This window comes from Bradyrhizobium sp. BRP20 (assembly GCF_020194215.1).
Taxonomy (GTDB): Bacteria; Pseudomonadota; Alphaproteobacteria; order Rhizobiales; family Xanthobacteraceae; genus Bradyrhizobium; species Bradyrhizobium yuanmingense.
In genome coordinates this window covers 1-14699 of the sequence record NZ_JADYVY010000031.1, presented here as the reverse complement: position 1 = coordinate 14699, position 14699 = coordinate 1, and the positions used below count along the sequence as shown (strand labels likewise).

13 protein-coding genes and 3 pseudogenes are annotated in these 14699 nt (G+C 64.8%); 15 read left to right on the top strand and 1 reads right to left on the bottom strand.

The features are described from left to right. The first annotated feature begins 121 nt into the window (after nt 1-121). From I6F33_RS35940 to I6F33_RS35875, 15 genes and pseudogenes are all read left to right on the top strand, one after another. Nucleotides 122-865 (top strand): hypothetical protein, encoded by a 744-nt coding sequence (locus tag I6F33_RS35940; RefSeq protein WP_225131048.1) that lies wholly within the window; start codon nt 122-124, stop codon nt 863-865. A 154-nt stretch (nt 866-1019) separates the two neighbouring features. After that, nucleotides 1020-1181, top strand: a complete 162-nt coding sequence (locus I6F33_RS35935) for a C48 family peptidase (RefSeq protein WP_225131038.1) — start codon at nt 1020-1022, stop codon at nt 1179-1181. A 699-nt stretch (nt 1182-1880) separates the two neighbouring features. After that, nucleotides 1881-2147, top strand: coding sequence for a site-specific integrase (locus I6F33_RS38260; RefSeq protein WP_249782201.1), 267 nt, complete (start codon nt 1881-1883; stop codon nt 2145-2147). A 119-nt stretch (nt 2148-2266) separates the two neighbouring features. Continuing rightward, nucleotides 2267-2740 carry a tyrosine-type recombinase/integrase gene (locus I6F33_RS38255; protein WP_249782200.1) on the top strand — a complete coding sequence of 158 codons (474 nt, stop codon included), beginning with the start codon at nt 2267-2269 and terminating at the stop codon, nt 2738-2740. Continuing rightward, nucleotides 2737-2925: a hypothetical protein gene (locus I6F33_RS35925; RefSeq protein WP_225131036.1), complete on the top strand. Its 189-nt coding sequence runs from the start codon at nt 2737-2739 to the stop codon at nt 2923-2925. The genes I6F33_RS38255 and I6F33_RS35925 overlap by 4 nt, the downstream gene beginning before the upstream one ends. 748 nt (nt 2926-3673) lie before the next feature. Next, nucleotides 3674-4876 carry a cytochrome P450 gene (locus I6F33_RS35920; RefSeq protein WP_225145648.1) on the top strand — a complete coding sequence of 401 codons (1203 nt, stop codon included), beginning with the start codon at nt 3674-3676 and terminating at the stop codon, nt 4874-4876. 95 nt (nt 4877-4971) lie between these two features. Continuing rightward, nucleotides 4972-6255 (top strand): cytochrome P450, encoded by a 1284-nt coding sequence (locus I6F33_RS35915; protein WP_225145647.1) that lies wholly within the window; start codon nt 4972-4974, stop codon nt 6253-6255. A gap of 1 nt (nt 6256) precedes the next feature. Further along, nucleotides 6257-6544: pseudogene (locus I6F33_RS35910) on the top strand (ferredoxin); the annotation flags it as partial. Between the two features lie 6 nt (nt 6545-6550). Further along, nucleotides 6551-7396, top strand: coding sequence for an SDR family oxidoreductase (locus I6F33_RS35905; RefSeq protein WP_225131121.1), 846 nt, complete (start codon nt 6551-6553; stop codon nt 7394-7396). Further along, on the top strand, nt 7396-8739 hold the full coding sequence (locus tag I6F33_RS35900) for a cytochrome P450 (RefSeq protein WP_225131020.1): 1344 nt from the start codon (nt 7396-7398) through the stop codon (nt 8737-8739). Before I6F33_RS35905 ends, I6F33_RS35900 begins: the two co-directional genes overlap by 1 nt. A gap of 154 nt (nt 8740-8893) precedes the next feature. After that, the gene (locus tag I6F33_RS35895) at nt 8894-9892 is read left to right on the top strand and encodes a polyprenyl synthetase family protein (RefSeq protein WP_225131119.1); all 999 of its coding nucleotides are present in this window, start codon (nt 8894-8896) and stop codon (nt 9890-9892) included. A 187-nt stretch (nt 9893-10079) separates the two neighbouring features. Beyond that, entirely contained in the window at nt 10080-11627 is a 1548-nt protein-coding gene (locus I6F33_RS35890) for a hypothetical protein (protein WP_225131018.1), read from the top strand. Next, on the top strand, nt 11624-12511 hold the full coding sequence (locus I6F33_RS35885) for a hypothetical protein (protein ID WP_225131016.1): 888 nt from the start codon (nt 11624-11626) through the stop codon (nt 12509-12511). The genes I6F33_RS35890 and I6F33_RS35885 overlap by 4 nt, the downstream gene beginning before the upstream one ends. 456 nt (nt 12512-12967) lie before the next feature. Next, nucleotides 12968-13122 (top strand): annotated as a pseudogene (locus I6F33_RS35880) (4-hydroxybenzoyl-CoA thioesterase); the annotation flags it as partial. Between the two features lie 826 nt (nt 13123-13948). Beyond that, a complete protein-coding gene (locus tag I6F33_RS35875; protein ID WP_346656697.1) occupies nt 13949-14296 on the top strand; it encodes a hypothetical protein in 348 nt (115 codons plus the stop codon). Here I6F33_RS35875 and I6F33_RS35870 read toward each other — a convergent pair. Beyond that, nucleotides 14293-14699 (bottom strand): annotated as a pseudogene (locus I6F33_RS35870) (IS5/IS1182 family transposase); the annotation flags it as partial. The gene I6F33_RS35875 and the pseudogene I6F33_RS35870 overlap by 4 nt on opposite strands.

The following is a 14699-nucleotide window of genomic DNA, read 5'->3' as shown; positions in this document are numbered from 1 at the left end:
AACGCCGCGTCCAAGCACTCCGACCGCGCGCTCCAGTATTCTTGCAGCGATCGCCAGCTATGATCGCCTCTGGAGACTCTATGAGCGATAGCTGTCGAGAACCTGACGCGGAGCCGCCGACTTGTTGCAGCGGACACCCAGGCTGCCCCCTTGGCCGGAAATCAATAAAGACCTGTTCACCGGAGAATCAGACGCGCCAGCTCGGTCGTCAGAGATCTACCGCGGTCTCGACTCTTTCATTGATCTGCCGGCCACACCGCACCAGATGCGTGACGATGCTCACTCAGTGCCGGTGCTCAGCCCGGCCGGTAGTGCCGCGTTCTTCGTCGGGCCATCAGGCGTGCTTCAGGAGCTTGAGGATATCGGATATCTCGTTCCCGAGGATTGGCAGCATGGCTCCCAGCCGGTGGCGGATGTCCAGATCCGTATCCTGAATAACCACGGGTTGCTGCCGACCCAGTTCAGCGGCCCAAGGCAGGTTTTGATCAACGGTGAGACCTACTCGATCGCATTAGGGCCGCGAGGACGCGGTGCACAATTCATCCATCATCCTCGCCCGTCCCCGGTCCCGCCTGCTCAGATCGGCCCTTTGACCGGAGTCTCTGTTGACCGCAGCGGACGCGTCCTGGGCCCCACGCAGTGGCTGGGTGACGAGCATATTGAGCGGGACTATGGGGTCCTGAGGCGGGAGTTGCAGGAGAGCAATCCCGATCTCGCCGCCCGGATGCGGTTCGTGGATCCTTTGATAGCCCAAATGTTGCGGTCAGGCTCCAACGAGGACGCGGAACGCGCATTCGGGTGGAGTCGCGGTGATAGAGCCGACTTCCTGTTCCTGCCGGTTAAGCGATGCCAGCGCTGCGGATAGAGGGTGGCGCGGCAGTCACTGGTCGCTGCTGCTGGTTGATCGCCGCGATCGGGCAAGACCGGCTGCCTATCACTAGGACTCTGCGCCAGGACCCAATAACCTGCCCGCAGAGCAGCTCGCAGAACGGCTGCAGGCCAACCTGCAACAGGGCTCCATGCGCGAGCAGAGCAACACCTATGATTGCGGCGTCTTTGTCGTGGACGGCACCCGGGAGCTGGCGGAAGGACGGCATCCAGACCCGCTGAACCTCAGCAACCTCCGCATCAATCGGCGGGCACTGCAGGACCGGCTAAGGGCTGGGGTCAGCTTCAACTGAATAGAGCGCGCGCAGCTGGTTGAAATGCAACTTCTCGCCGATTGAAGGTCCACAATCGCGCGTTCGCAGAGCATCATGGTGTCTCACAAGTCAGGAGCGGAGACTGGAGCTAAGGCTATTTTCGCAGACGGCGAAGGAGCCCGACGGCGATTGCGCGGCCAGCTTCCGACGGCCGCACAGCCATCATCAACCTCTCCGGTATCATCTTTCCCAAACAGCCGCAGCTGGGACTAAAGGCCCAGCTGCGAGCTAAACACGTGGAGACGTCGCGCCAACATTGCTCCACGAATTGACCCGGCGGCTTGGCTCTCGGCATTTTGGATCCATATTTCGATTGAATCGCCTGTCCAATCATGCTGCGTCTATGCAGCGATGCTCCCGCGCCTGGGGTGATCGGCGCCCAAGTTCTGCAAAACCTGCAGCCAGGCGCCTCCTTTCCGAAGCTTGAATGGTTGACAGACTTATACCAGCCTCCGCGGGCCATGCTGTGCGTGCCGCGAGCACATACAAACCACCACGAGAATCCGCCGGTCGGCCTTCGCGCGACGGCGTGAGTTGTTCGGCTGCTGATTCCGCTCGATGTCGCCCACCATTGAACGAACCCGCTCCGCGGGAGGCCGTGGCGAGACCATTTATCTAAGAGGCATCTGTTTGAAGGATGGGACCGCAAGTCCGTTCCTCTCAATACAGGAGTGCCTCATGGCCACGATGAGTTCGAGCCCGCTGCGCCGCCGCATGATCGACGATATGACGCTGCGCAACTTGTCACCGTCGACGCAGCAATCCTATGTCTACGCGGTTGCAAACTTTAGCCGACATTTCGGCCGATCGCCCGACAAGCTCAGCCTTGAGCAGGTGCGCGCGTACCAACTGCACCTGATCGGGTTGAAGCGGTCGTGGACCCACATCAACCAAGTGACGTGCGCGTTACGCTTTTTCTATGCGCGGGCGCACGGAGGCGATTGAGAACATTATTTCGGCCTGTGAGCCGGTCAAGCAACCGCTGGTGCTGAGTGCGGAGGAAGTCGCCCGTTTCCTGGAGGTTGTACCGGCCCTGCGCGACCGCGTTGCGCTGGTGACGGCCTATGCTGCCGGGCTACGAGCCGGCAAGGTCAGCCGCCTTGAGGCCCAGCGCGATCGACAGCAAGCGCATGCTGATCCTGATCACCGCCGGCAAAGGCGGCAAGGACCGTTACGTGATGCTGTCGCCGCGGCTGCTCAGCATCCTGCGATCCTACTGGTGTCTGGCCAAACCGCGCCATTGGCTGTTTCCAGGGCGCAATCCGGACGATCCGGTGAGTGTCGGCACGTTGCAAGAGGCCTGCCGCAAAGCTCGGCAACATGCCGGTCTCGATAAGCAGGTGACGACACATGTTCTGCGCCATAGCTTCGCTACTCACCTTTACGAGCGCGGTACTGATACCCGGCTCATCCAAGTCCTTCTTGGGCATGCGCGACTGTTATCGACGGAGCGCTACACGCACGTCGCAACCAATCCGCAGCCCGTGGTGCAGACCTGCATCGTGCACCTAATCCGAGCGTTTCGGCAGTTCTGTTGATTGGTATCGGCGGGTTCGGCAAATGCCGCATTCTCAAACAGGCGGTCGAGGCGTTCGAGATAGCCAATAAGAGTATCGTCGTCCGCCACTTGTCGCGTAACGCTGAGGTAACCAAGAAGAGCCTTGAGGATATCGGCGACAACGCAGGAAGCCGCTCACCCGCTGCAGTCAATTCGGATGCTTGAAATATCCCGTAAAGGCTGCGCCGCACATGCGGCGCGAGAGCGGGCCTTTTGTCGGGCACTTGCTGCGCCGGTTGTCGGCATTGAGACAATGCAAGAAGCCTGACACTAGGAAGTGCCTGCTGAGCCTCCGATTCACTCCGGCACGCGATTTGCTCGTTCACGGCATCATCACTATCGCAACGCGATTGGTCTTCGAGACGGAAACGGCGCCTTCGCTGTTCGCGTCTGGTCCGTTCCGACGGTTTGCGTGGCAATGACTTGTCGCTCGCTTGTGACCAAGAAAATGCAGGAAGTGTTGGATGCGATCTAGAGTTCTCCTTTTGGGAGCCACAACAGTTGCGCTCGTCGCGGTGCAACCAAAGCGGCAGACCTTGAGCCAGGAGCGAACTGCGCATGGCGCTGTGGGCGTGGTCCGGAGGCTATAGTGGCGGACAGGTCGGTGGCGGGTGGGTCGAGCCTCCTTCACCAATCCCTGCGGTCAGTCGATCTATGACAGCCGACGGGTTCGAGCCGCACGGCGGCATAACGCGCACCTGTCGATTGGCCAAGGGCCGCATTTCTGCTTGGGCGCTGGGCTGGCGCGCCTACAGCGATGCGCCTTCCCCGCGCTGTTCGTGCGACTAGAGGATGTCGCGCTGATCATCGCCGCGGAGGACCGTCGTCTACATGCCGTCTTACGTCATTCGCTGCCCGCAGCGCTCGCCGGTCACCTTCCGCCCTTCCATCGCTTAGAGAGTGAAGTGCCACCATGTCCGAACAACCCTTGCCGAGGCTGCCGATGTGGCGCGTCGATCACATCGAGCCCTCGCCCGAGATGTTGATGCTACGCGCCAACGGTCCGATCCACCGCGTGCGCTTCCCGTCCGGGCACGAAGGCTGGTGGGTGACAGGCTACGACGAGGCCAAGGCGGTGCTGTCTGACGCGGCGTTCCGGCCCGCGGGAATGCCGCCGGCGGGATTCACTCCGGATTCGGTGATTCTCGGTTCGCGGGGCTGGCTGGTCTCGCACGAGGGAGCCGAACATGCCCGGTTACGCAAGATCGTGGCGCCGGCCTTCTGCAACCACAGGGTGAAGCTGCTCGCCCAGCAGGTCGAGGCGATCGCCGCGCAGTTGTTCGAGACGTTGGGGGCCCAGCCCCAGCCCGCCGACCTGCGGCGCCACCTCTCGTTTCCCCTTCCGGCCATGGTCATCAGCGCGCTGATGGGCGTGCTCTACGAGGATCACGCCTTTTTCGCCGGGCTGTCCGACGAGGTGATGACGCACCAGCATGAAAGCGGCCCGCGCAGCGCGTCGCGCCTGGCTTGGGAAGAACTGCGCGCCTACATTCGCGGCAAGATGCGGGACAAGCGCCAGGATCCGGGCGACAACCTGCTAACGGATCTGCTCGCGGCGGTTGACCAGGGCAAGGCGACGGAGGAAGAGGCGATCGGCTTGGCGGCGGGTATGCTGGTGGCGGGCCACGAGAGCACCGTCGCGCAGATCGAATTCGGCCTGCTGGCCATGTTCCGCCATCCGCAACAGCGCGAACGCCTGGTCGGCGATCCATCCCTGGTGGACAAGGCGGTGGAGGAAATCCTGCGTATGTACCCGCCGGGCGCGGGCTGGGACGGCATCATGCGCTATCCGAGGACCGACGTGACCATCGCGGGCGTTCATATTCCCCCGGAAAGCAAGGTGCTGGTCGGCCTGCCGGCGACGTCGTTCGATACGCGCCATTTCGTCGACCCGGAAATCTTCGACATCGGGCGCGACGGAGAGCCGCACCTGGCGTTCTCTTCCGGGCCGCACTCCTGCATCGGCGGCGCGCTGGCCAGGCTAGAACTCAAGGCGGTGTTCGGTTCGATCTTCCAGCGCTTTCCCGAGCTGCGCTTGGCCTTAGCCCCCGAAGAACTGAAGTTGCGCAAGGAGATCATCACCGGCGGGTTCGAGGAGTTCCCGGTGCTCTGGTGATGTGCGGACGCCGCTGGGGGATCGCGATCGTCTCCGCGATTTGCCGGCGTGCCTGCCACGTACCGGTCAGATCAGCCAGCCAATAGGTAACCAGGATGGACGTGCAAGAAACAACATGCCGGGACGCCTTCGCCGAACTGGCGTCGCCGGCGTGGATTCACGACCCGTATCCATTCATGCGGTGGTTGCGCGAGCACGATCCGGTGCATCGCGCGGCGTCGGGCCTCTTTCTGTTGAGCCGCCACGCCGACATCTGCTGGGCTCTCAAGGCCACGGGCGATGCTTTTCGAGGACCGGCGCCCGGCGAACTGGCGCGCTATTTCCCGCGTGCGGCGAGAAGCCTGTCGCTCAATCTGCTGGCGTCCACGCTTGCGATGAAGGACCCACCGACGCATACGCGTCTGCGCCGGCTGATCTCGCGCGATTTCACCATGCGCCAGATCGACAACCTGCGGCCGAGCATCGCGCGCATCGTCGCAGCGCGGCTGGACGGCATGGCGCCCGCGCTGGAGCGCGGGGAGGCGGTGGACCTTCATCGGGAATTCGCGCTGACCTTGCCCATGCTGGTCTTCGCCGAACTGTTTGGCATGCCCCAGGACGACATTTTCGGGCTCGCCGCCGGCATCGGCGGCATCCTGGAAGGCCTGAGCCCGCACGCCAGCGATCCCCAGCTCGCCGCGGCGGACGCGGCCAGCGCCAGAGTGCAGGCCTACTTCGGCGACCTCATACAGTCCAAGCGCACCAATCCCCGCCACGACATCGTGTCGATGCTGGTCGGCGCACATGACCACGATGCCGACACGCTGTCGGATGCGGAGTTGATCAGCATGCTGTGGGGCATGCTGCTGGGCGGCTTCACCACCACTGCTGCGAGCATCGACCATGCCGTCCTGGCGATGCTGGCGTATCCCGAACAGCGGCACTGGCTGCAGAAGGACGCCGCGGGGGTGAGGGCATTCGTCGAAGAAGTCCTGCGCTGCGACGCGCCCGCGATGTTCAGCTCCATTCCGCGTATCGCCCAGCGCGACATCGAACTGGACGGCGTGGTGATCCCGAAGAACGCGGACGTGCGCGTGCTGATCGCGTCCGGCAATCGCGACCCGGACGCCTTCGCCGATCCCGATCGCTTCGATCCCGCGCGGTTCTACGGCACCAGTCCAGGCATGTCGACCGACGGGAAGATCATGCTGAGCTTCGGCCACGGCATTCACTTCTGCCTCGGTGCGCAACTGACCCGGGTGCAGTTGGCCGAGAGCCTGCCCCGGATCCAGGCCCGCTTCCCCACGCTGGCATTGGCCGAGCAGCCGACCCGGGAGCCCTCGGCGTTCCTTCGGACGTTCCGCGCACTGCCGGTGCGGCTGCATGCGCAGGGGAGCTGAGATGCGCGTCATGGTCGACCAGGATCTGTGCGGAACCAGCGGGCAGTGCGTGCTGACGCTGCCGGGCACCTTTCGCCAGCGCGAACCGGACGGCGTGGCCGAAGTGTGCGTGGCGAAGGTCCCGCAGGCGCTGCACGCCGCCGTGAGGCTCGCGGCGAGCCAGTGCCCGGTCGCCGCCATTCGGGTCATCGAAAGCGACGCTGGCGATGGCGAGCGCGCCAGCGCGCACCCTGCGCCTTCTCCAGCGGAGGCCGAGCGGCATGCCGCGAAAGACCAACACAATCTAGGGCGATACATGGGACGGTTTGAAAGCAAAGTGGCCGTGGTGACCGGCGCCGGAGCCGGCATCGGCAAGGCATGCGCCCTCGCCATCGCGCGCGAGGGCGGCAGAGTGGTGGTGGCCGACATTGATGGATCGGCGGCTATCGCCTGCACCGCGCAGATCGCGGCCGAAGCGGGCCACGCGCTCGCCCTGGCGATCGACATCGCCGATGCGCAGGCGGTGGCAGCGCTGTTCGAGACGGCGGAGCGGCACTTCGGTGGGGTCGACCTGCTGGTGAACAACGCGAGCGCGATGCATCTGACCCCGCGCGACCGCGCGATCCTTGAGCTGGACCTAGCGGTCTGGGATCAGACCATGGCGACCAATCTGCGTGGCACGCTGCTCTGCTGCCGGCAGGCCATCCCACGGATGATCGCCCGCGGAGGTGGCGCGATCGTCAACATGTCGTCGTGCCAGGGGCTCAGCGGTGACACCGCGCTGACATCCTACGCCGCGTCGAAGGCGGCGATGAACATGCTGTCGGCCTCGCTCGCCACCCAGTACGGTCATGCGCAGATCCGCTGCAATGCGGTTGCACCCGGTCTCATCATGACCGAGCGTCTCCTCGCCAAGCTGGACGCGTACATGCAAACCGATCTGCGCCGGCACCAGCTCCTGCCGCGCGTGGGCCGCCCCGAGGACGTGGCCGCGCTGGTGGCGTTCCTGCTCTCCGACGATGCTGCGTTCATCACCGGCCAGGTCGTGTGCATCGACGGCGGCATGCTGGCGCATGTGCCGACATACGCCGACGGTGGCAACAGCCGCGCCGCGCGGCCTGCCGGCGAGACCGCCGAAGCGGACGCGGCGCCGCGCTGCTGATGGACATGCTGCTCAACCCGCTGAACCGTCGGCATCGGCTGCGGCACGACATCCCGGTCGTGCCCGGCGCTTTTCCCTTGGTCGGGCATCTTCCCGCCGTCGTCTGCGACCTGCCGCGCCTGCTGCGGCGCGCGGAACGGACGCTGGGCAGCCACTTCTGGCTAGATTTCGGCCCTGCCGGACACCTGATGACCAGTCTGGATCCGGATGCTCTCGCAGTGCTCCGGCACAAGGACGTGTCCTCGGCGCTCATCGAAGACATCGCGCCCGAATTGTTTGGCGGAACGTTGGTCGCCCAGGATGGCATCGCGCACCGGCAGGCGCGCGATGCGATCCAGGCGGCGCTTCTGCCCAAGGGGCTGACCCAGGCCGGCATCGGCGAGCTGTTCGCGCCCGTCATCCGGGCGCGCGTGCAGAGATGGCGCGACCGGGGCGACGTCACCATCCTGCGCGAAACCGGCGATCTGATGCTCAAGCTCATCTTCAGTCTCATGGGAATCCCCGCGCAGGACCTGCCGGGATGGCATCGCAAGTACCGGCAACTGCTGCAGTTGGTCGTCGCGCCCCCGGTCGACCTGCCCGGACTGCCCTTGCGGCGCGGCCGCGCCGCCCGCGACTGGATCGATGCGCGGTTGCGCGAGTTCGTCCGCGCCGCGCGCGAACATGCCGCGCGCACCGGGTTGATCAACGACATGGTGAGCGCCTTCGATCGCAGCGACGATGCGCTTTCCGATGACGTCCTGATCGCCAATATCCGCTTGCTGCTGCTTGGTGGTCACGACACCACCGCCTCGACGATGGCCTGGATGGTGATCGAGCTGGCGCGGCAGCCTGGGCTGTGGGACGCGCTGGTCGAGGAGGCGCAACGCGTAGGCGCGGTGCCGACCCGGCACGCGGACCTGGCGCAGTGTCCGGTCGCCGAGGCGCTGTTCCGCGAGACGCTGCGCGTGCATCCGGCGACGCCGCTCCTGGTGCGTCGCGCATTGCGTGAATTGCGACTCGGCCAACGGCGCATTCCCGCGGGCACCGATCTGTGCATCCCGCTGCTGCATTTCTCGACCTCGGCGCTGCTGCACGAGGCGCCTGATCAGTTTCGGCTGGCGCGGTGGCTGCAACGCACCGAGCCGATCCGGCCGGTGGACATGCTGCAGTTCGGTACCGGCCCACACGTCTGCATGGGCTACCACCTGGCATGGCTGGAACTGGTGCAGTTCTGTATCGCCTTGGCGCTGACCATGCACGAGGCCGGGGTGCGGCCGCGGTTGCTGAGCGGCGTCGAAAAAGGCCGGCGCTATTACCCGACCGCGCATCCGTCCATGACTATCCGCATCGGATTCTCATGAGCTGGCATCGCATGCCCCGTGTGGTGAGGCAGCGGCGCCGGCGACACGCGGCATTGCTCCACTCGGCGCGCGCGCTCGGTGCGAGGCCGGCAACACCGCGGCGGCTCGCGGCTCGCCGTGGCCGTCTCCTGGCAGGTACAAGGACATGAACAACATGCAGACCGGTTCCACGCCACACGACGACCGAGCTGGCGTTTCCGCGAACGGCGGATCGGGCGCGCAGGCGCGCGGCGCATCCGGCAGGCTGCTGCCCGAGATTTGGATGCAGGACGGCGCAAAGCGGGTCGAACAGGCGCTGGCGCGTCTTCTCTGCGCCGAAGACGACGGTGAGACCGAGCTGATGGCGGCGATGCGCTACGCCACCTTGCATGGCGGCAAGCGCACCCGCGCCTTGCTCTGTTTGGCTGCCGGCGCACTGGCCGACACGCCGGCGCACATGCTCGACGAAGTCGGCGCCGCCATCGAGATGATGCACGCCTGTACGTTGGTCCACGACGATCTGCCTGCGATGGACGACGACGTGCTTCGCCGCGGCCTTCCGACCGTGCACGTCAAGTTCGGCGAAGCCACCGCGATCTTGGTGGGCGATGCGCTGCAGGCGCACGCCTTCCTGACCCTGGCGAGCCTGGATGCGCCGGGCGACAACCGTATTGCGCTCGTGCGCGAACTGGCGCAGGCGGTGTCCGCCGAGGGGGCCGCGGGCGGGCAGGCCATGGATCTGTCGCTGGTTGGAAAGCACGTCGAGCTGGACAGGATCCTGGTGATGCACCGGATGAAGTGCGGAGCGCTAGTGCGCGCATCCGTTCGCATGGGCGCGCTATGCGCCATTGCGGAGGATGCCGCGCACGCTGCGATGTACTGTGCGCTCGATCGCTACAGCGCCCATTTCGGCCTGGCGTTGCAGGTGATCGACGACATTCTCGACGCGACAGTAGATACCGCGACGCTGGGCAAGACCCCCGGCAAGGACGCGGCGGCGCGGAAGCCGACCTGCGCGTCGATCATGGGGCTGCAGGCAGCGCGGCAGTTCGTGATGGATCTGTTGCGCGACGCCGGGGAGGCCGTCGCCCCGTTGGGGCCGCGTGCGGAACGGTTGGCGCAGATCCTGCAGCGGGCCGACGCCTATCTGTTCAAGCACGCGCCATGCGCATGAGCGCGCCGGTCCACATGGAGTCGCCCCTGGGCCGCTGCGATCGGCCTGCGGCAGCGGTGCATGTTGTCCGAATCCGTGGCGCTGAGCGCAGCGGTTGCCCAGCATGGCCGCGACGGGCCTGCGGCGACGTGCGCGGCGTCTGCCCGATCCTGGTTCCCGTCAACCGTCTGCAGAAGGAACATCCCGCGTGAACGCGCTGGCTGAACAGATCCTTTCCGAATTGCGCCACCTGCTGAGCGAGATGCGCGATGGCGGCAGCGTCGGTCCATCCGTCTACGACACGGCGCGAACTCTGCAGTTCCATGGCAACGTCATCGGTCGGCAGGACGCATACGCGTGGCTCATCGCACAGCAACAGGCCGATGGCGGATGGGGAAGCGCAGACTTCCCGCTGTTCCGTCATGCGCCGACATGGGCGGCGTTGCTGGCATTGCAGCGTGTCGATTCTCTTCCCGGCGCTGCCGACGCTGTCCAGGCTGCAACGCGGTTCCTCCAGCGCCAGCCCGATCCCTATGCGCGTGCGGTGCCGGACGACGCGCCGATCGGCGCGGAGCTGATCCTACCGCGGTTTTGCGACGAGGCCGCATCCTTGCCGGGCGGCGTGGCGTTTCCGCGCCACCCGGCGCTGTTGCCGTTGCGGCAAGCGCGGGTCAAGCGGGGGGCCGTGGCGACGTTGCCGAGCGGCCATCCGTTGCTGCACTCCTGGGAAGCCTGGGGGACGTCGCCGACCACCGCATGGCCGGATGATGACGGCAGCATCGGCATCAGTCCCGCGGCCACTGCCGCGTGGCGTGCGCACGCCGTGACACAGGGGAGCACGCCGCAGGTCGGGCGCGCCGACGCGTATCTGCAGGCGGCATCGCGAGCAACGCGCAGCGGCATCGAAGGTGTCGTTCCCAACGTCTGGCCGATCAATGTGTTCGAGCCATGCTGGTCGCTATACACCTTGCATCTGGCCGGTCTGTTCGCGCATCCCGCGCTCGCCGGGGCGGTGCGCGTGATCATCGCGCAGCTCGACGCCCGCCTGGGCGTGCGCGGTCTGGGCCCGGCCGTGCACTTCGCGGCAGATGCGGACGACACCGCCGTTGCGTTGTGCGTCCTGCGCCTTGCAGGCCGCGACCGGGCGGCCGATGCGTTGCGCCATTTCGAAATCGGCGAGCTGTTCGTCACCTTCCCCGGCGAGCGCAATGCCTCGGTGTCGACCAACATCCATGCCCTGCATGCGTTGCGACTGTTGGGAAAGCCCGCCGCCGGCACCAGCGCCTACGTCGAGGCCAATCGCAACCCGCACGGTCTCTGGGACAACGAAAAATGGCACGTTTCGTGGCTGTATCCCACCGCGCATGCGGTCGCAGCGCTGGCGCAAGGCAAGCCCCAGTGGCGCGACGAGCGCGCGCTGGCGGCGCTGCTGCAGGCGCAGCGCGACGACGGCGGCTGGGGCGCCGGTCGCGCGTCCACATTCGAGGAAACTGCCTATGCGCTGTTCGCGTTGCACGTGATGGACGGGAGCGAAGAGCCGACAGGGCGGCGGCGCATTGCGCAGGCGGTGGCGCGTGCGCTGGAGTGGATGCTCGCCCGCCATGCGGCGCATGCATTGCCGCAGACTCCGCTGTGGATCGGCAAGGAACTGTATTGCCCCACCCGGGTCGTGCGCGTGGCCGAACTCGCCGGGTTGTGGCTGGCACTTGGTTGGGAGCGGCGCGTCCTGGCCGAGGGAACAGGAGCGGCGCCATGATTCAGACCGAACGCGCGCTGCAGGAGGTGCTGGAGTGGGGGCGTTCCCTGACCGGGTTCGCCGACGAGCACGGCGTGGAAGCGGTCAGGGGCGGCCAGTACATCCTGCAGCGCATCCTTCCGAGCCTGCACGATATCAGCGCCCGCACCGGCCGCGATCCGCAGGATGAAACGCTGACCGTGGCGTTCTATCGCGAACTGGCGATGCTGTTCTGGCTCGACGATTGCAACGACCTTGGCCTGATCGCGCCGGAGCAGCTCGCCGCGGTGGAGCAGGCACTGGGGCAGGGCGTGCCGTGCGCGCTCCCCGGATTCGAGGGCTGCGCTGTGCTGCGCGCTTCGCTGGCCGCGCTCGCCTACGATCGTCGCGACTATGCTCAGCTTCTCGACGATACCCGGTGCTACTGCGCGGCGCTGCGCGCCGGACACGCGCAGGCGGTGGGGGCGGAACGCTGGTCCTACGCCGAGTACCTGCACAACGGCATCGATTCGATCGCCTACGCGAACGTGTTCTGTTGCCTGTCGTTGCTGTGGGGACTGGACATGGCGACCTTGCGCGCGCGTCCGGCGTTTCGCCAGGTCCTGCGGCTCATCTCCGCGATAGGGCGCCTGCAGAACGATCTGCATGGACGCGACATGGACAGGTCGGCCGACGAGGCCGACAACGCGGCGATCCTGCTGCTGCAGCGCTATCCGGCTATGCCTGTGGTGGAGTTCCTCAACGACGAGCTGGCCGGCCATACGCGCATGCTGGATCGGGTGATAGCGAAAGAACGCTTTCCCGCGCCCTGGGGACCGTTGATCGAGGCCATGGCCGCCATCCGCGCTCAGTACTACCGGACCTCGACCAGCCGCTACGGCAGCGACGCTGCGGGAGGAGGCTAACGTGCGCCGGCCTGAACGCGCGAAGGCGGCGGCGTGCGCGCGCTGCCTTCGGCCGAATCCGACGCAACAACGTCGCCCGATGCGACGGATGCCCTCGTTGTCCACCGTGCAATACGCAGTGGTAGAGAGTCCTTCCGAAGCGGATAGTTGGTCTATGGATTGCCGATCAAAGGGGATGCCATCGCTCATCGCGAAATCCCAGAGATGCAGCTTCGGCAGCAGCAGAACTCCGTTTACGTTCTTGTGCGCGCTGTGGTTGGATGCCCGCAATACGCGTTGACGATAGATCTTCGATATATTCGCCCGAAGTCGATGTCGGCAGCGCAACGCCTGCCGCATTCAGGCCGGTGAATCAGCTTCCGGCAGCTGGAGCCAAGCTCAAGCTTTTGGCGCTTGCTCAGAAAACTGCCTCTGTGTGAGACAAGGGTCCCTGTACGCGCAATAAGAGGAACCGCGCTGACAGTCTCTCTTGACGGCGAAGTTCGAGACGGACGGCACTACATGCAGGTCCGTGTCTACTTTGAAGATACCGACGCCGGCCAGATTGTTTATCATGCGAATTTTTTGCCTTTCATGGAACGTGGCAGACGAACTACTTGCGCCTGCTCGGCAATCCGTTAACGGGGGAGGCGATGCAATTTGCAGGAGAGCCCGCAAGCAAGTCGGTCACGGCGCCACCATTGAAGGTCGGCAAGGATGCTGTTTGTGGCTTCAAGGAAGGGGCGCGCTGATCTCGCTGTCAGATACCAAAATTGAGCGAACCCACTAAAGCTCCTGGGCCGCCGCGACGAATTATTGATTGCGGATTGCTTTAATGGAAGGCTGTACGGTCAAGCGATAAAGCACGAGGTGGGCCGCTCCGAGCTCCTCGATCAGTGTGCCGCAAGCAGGGCAGTGGTAGTTTCCTTGGATGCCACGTTCAGACGTAAGCTCAAGACGGCGAAAACCAGCACCGCATTCCGAGAGTCAAATCACTCTTTTTCATGCGTGGCCTCCTCGCGCCGGCAGTCGTCACATTTCTTTAACATGCGCTTAGTTATCACGCATCTCTCTGGGACGGTCCTTCAAGCACAATTAACATTGAGGATTTGCTGGCGCCTGCGCCGTCGGCAAATGGTAGTCGTACAAATCGGACATCCGACAAAAAATTTCGCGCGCAACTGACGAGCGCTACTTCGTAGAATACGTGAGGCTCAAATCATTTGTTCGAAGATTCTCGTCGTTCCAGTGGCGCTGGCAAACGCTTTTCGTTGAATTATGCACTACCGCCGCGGATTTTCTGCGTTATGAGTCTTGAAGACGGTCGCGCCAGATGTTTCAGGCAACGGCATCGATCAGCAGGGGCCGAACGCGACCGTCTCGTCTTTTTAAGAGCGAATTAAGCCAAGCTGGATTTGATGCCGCCCGGGCAGGAAGCTTAGGTGAGTGGGGCGTGTGATGCGTGCTGCCAACGAGCAATCCGCGGAATCAGATACGAGGCTGATCAATGACATGCCGGTCCTGCGGCGCAAGTGGCAGGTTGCGCTCAAGCCCGGCGAAACGCTTCCCCGCTACGAAAATGTGCTACTGGGGAGCCTCGGGCGGCTTGCCGATCATCTTGTGCTGCTCAGGTGTAACAATGGCGCGTTTGCCGTTTCGCGCACCGGTCGCTATGCTCAGAACTGGCTGGGCGAGGCCCGTTGGGACATTCCGCTGGATGCGTTGCGTCCAGATTGCGCGACAGCCCTCACCGGGGCGGCTTCGAATGCGATTGCAAACAACCATCCCTATCTGGTCGTCCGTTAAGAAGGCGAATTGAGCGCGGCGGGACGGCCGAACGTGCGCCATAGCTGGAGCGGATGAGGCACAAGAGTTCTCTGAGCCAGGCGAGGATGCGGCGGAAGTTGTGGCCCACGGCTGAGAGGATGACGTTAGCCGCATTGCCGGCGCGGCCTTTGAGGTAGCAGCGGCCGAGGTGACCATCGGCCTTCAGGTGTCCGGTGATGGGTTCGATGGCGGAGCGGCGGCGCAGCTCGCGCTTGATGACACCGAAGACGCCGCGCTTCTGGCCGGAGATGAAGGTCCGTCGGGGATTTTGTGCGTCGTGGCCGCGGTATCCCTTGTCGACATAGGCCCGCTCGATCGCGCAGCCGGTGAGTGTCTCGGTGCGGTCGATGACGTCCCGCAAGGTGTGACCGTCGTACGGGTT

Bases quoted from the DNA above. Each gene is read 5' to 3' on its own strand.
- I6F33_RS35935 (WP_225131038.1), top strand. From the start codon at position 1,020: ATGCGCGAGCAGAGCAACACCTATGATTGCGGCGTCTTTGTCGTGGAC.
- I6F33_RS38260 (WP_249782201.1), top strand. From the start codon at position 1,881: ATGGCCACGATGAGTTCGAGCCCGCTGCGCCGCCGCATGATCGACGAT.
- I6F33_RS38255 (WP_249782200.1), top strand. From the start codon at position 2,267: ATGCTGCCGGGCTACGAGCCGGCAAGGTCAGCCGCCTTGAGGCCCAGC.
- I6F33_RS35920 (WP_225145648.1), top strand. From the start codon at position 3,674: ATGTCCGAACAACCCTTGCCGAGGCTGCCGATGTGGCGCGTCGATCAC.
- I6F33_RS35915 (WP_225145647.1), top strand. From the start codon at position 4,972: ATGGACGTGCAAGAAACAACATGCCGGGACGCCTTCGCCGAACTGGCG.
- I6F33_RS35905 (WP_225131121.1), top strand. From the start codon at position 6,551: ATGGGACGGTTTGAAAGCAAAGTGGCCGTGGTGACCGGCGCCGGAGCC.
- I6F33_RS35900 (WP_225131020.1), top strand. From the start codon at position 7,396: ATGGACATGCTGCTCAACCCGCTGAACCGTCGGCATCGGCTGCGGCAC.
- I6F33_RS35895 (WP_225131119.1), top strand. From the start codon at position 8,894: ATGCAGACCGGTTCCACGCCACACGACGACCGAGCTGGCGTTTCCGCG.
- I6F33_RS35885 (WP_225131016.1), top strand. From the start codon at position 11,624: ATGATTCAGACCGAACGCGCGCTGCAGGAGGTGCTGGAGTGGGGGCGT.
- I6F33_RS35875 (WP_346656697.1), top strand. From the start codon at position 13,949: ATGCGTGCTGCCAACGAGCAATCCGCGGAATCAGATACGAGGCTGATC.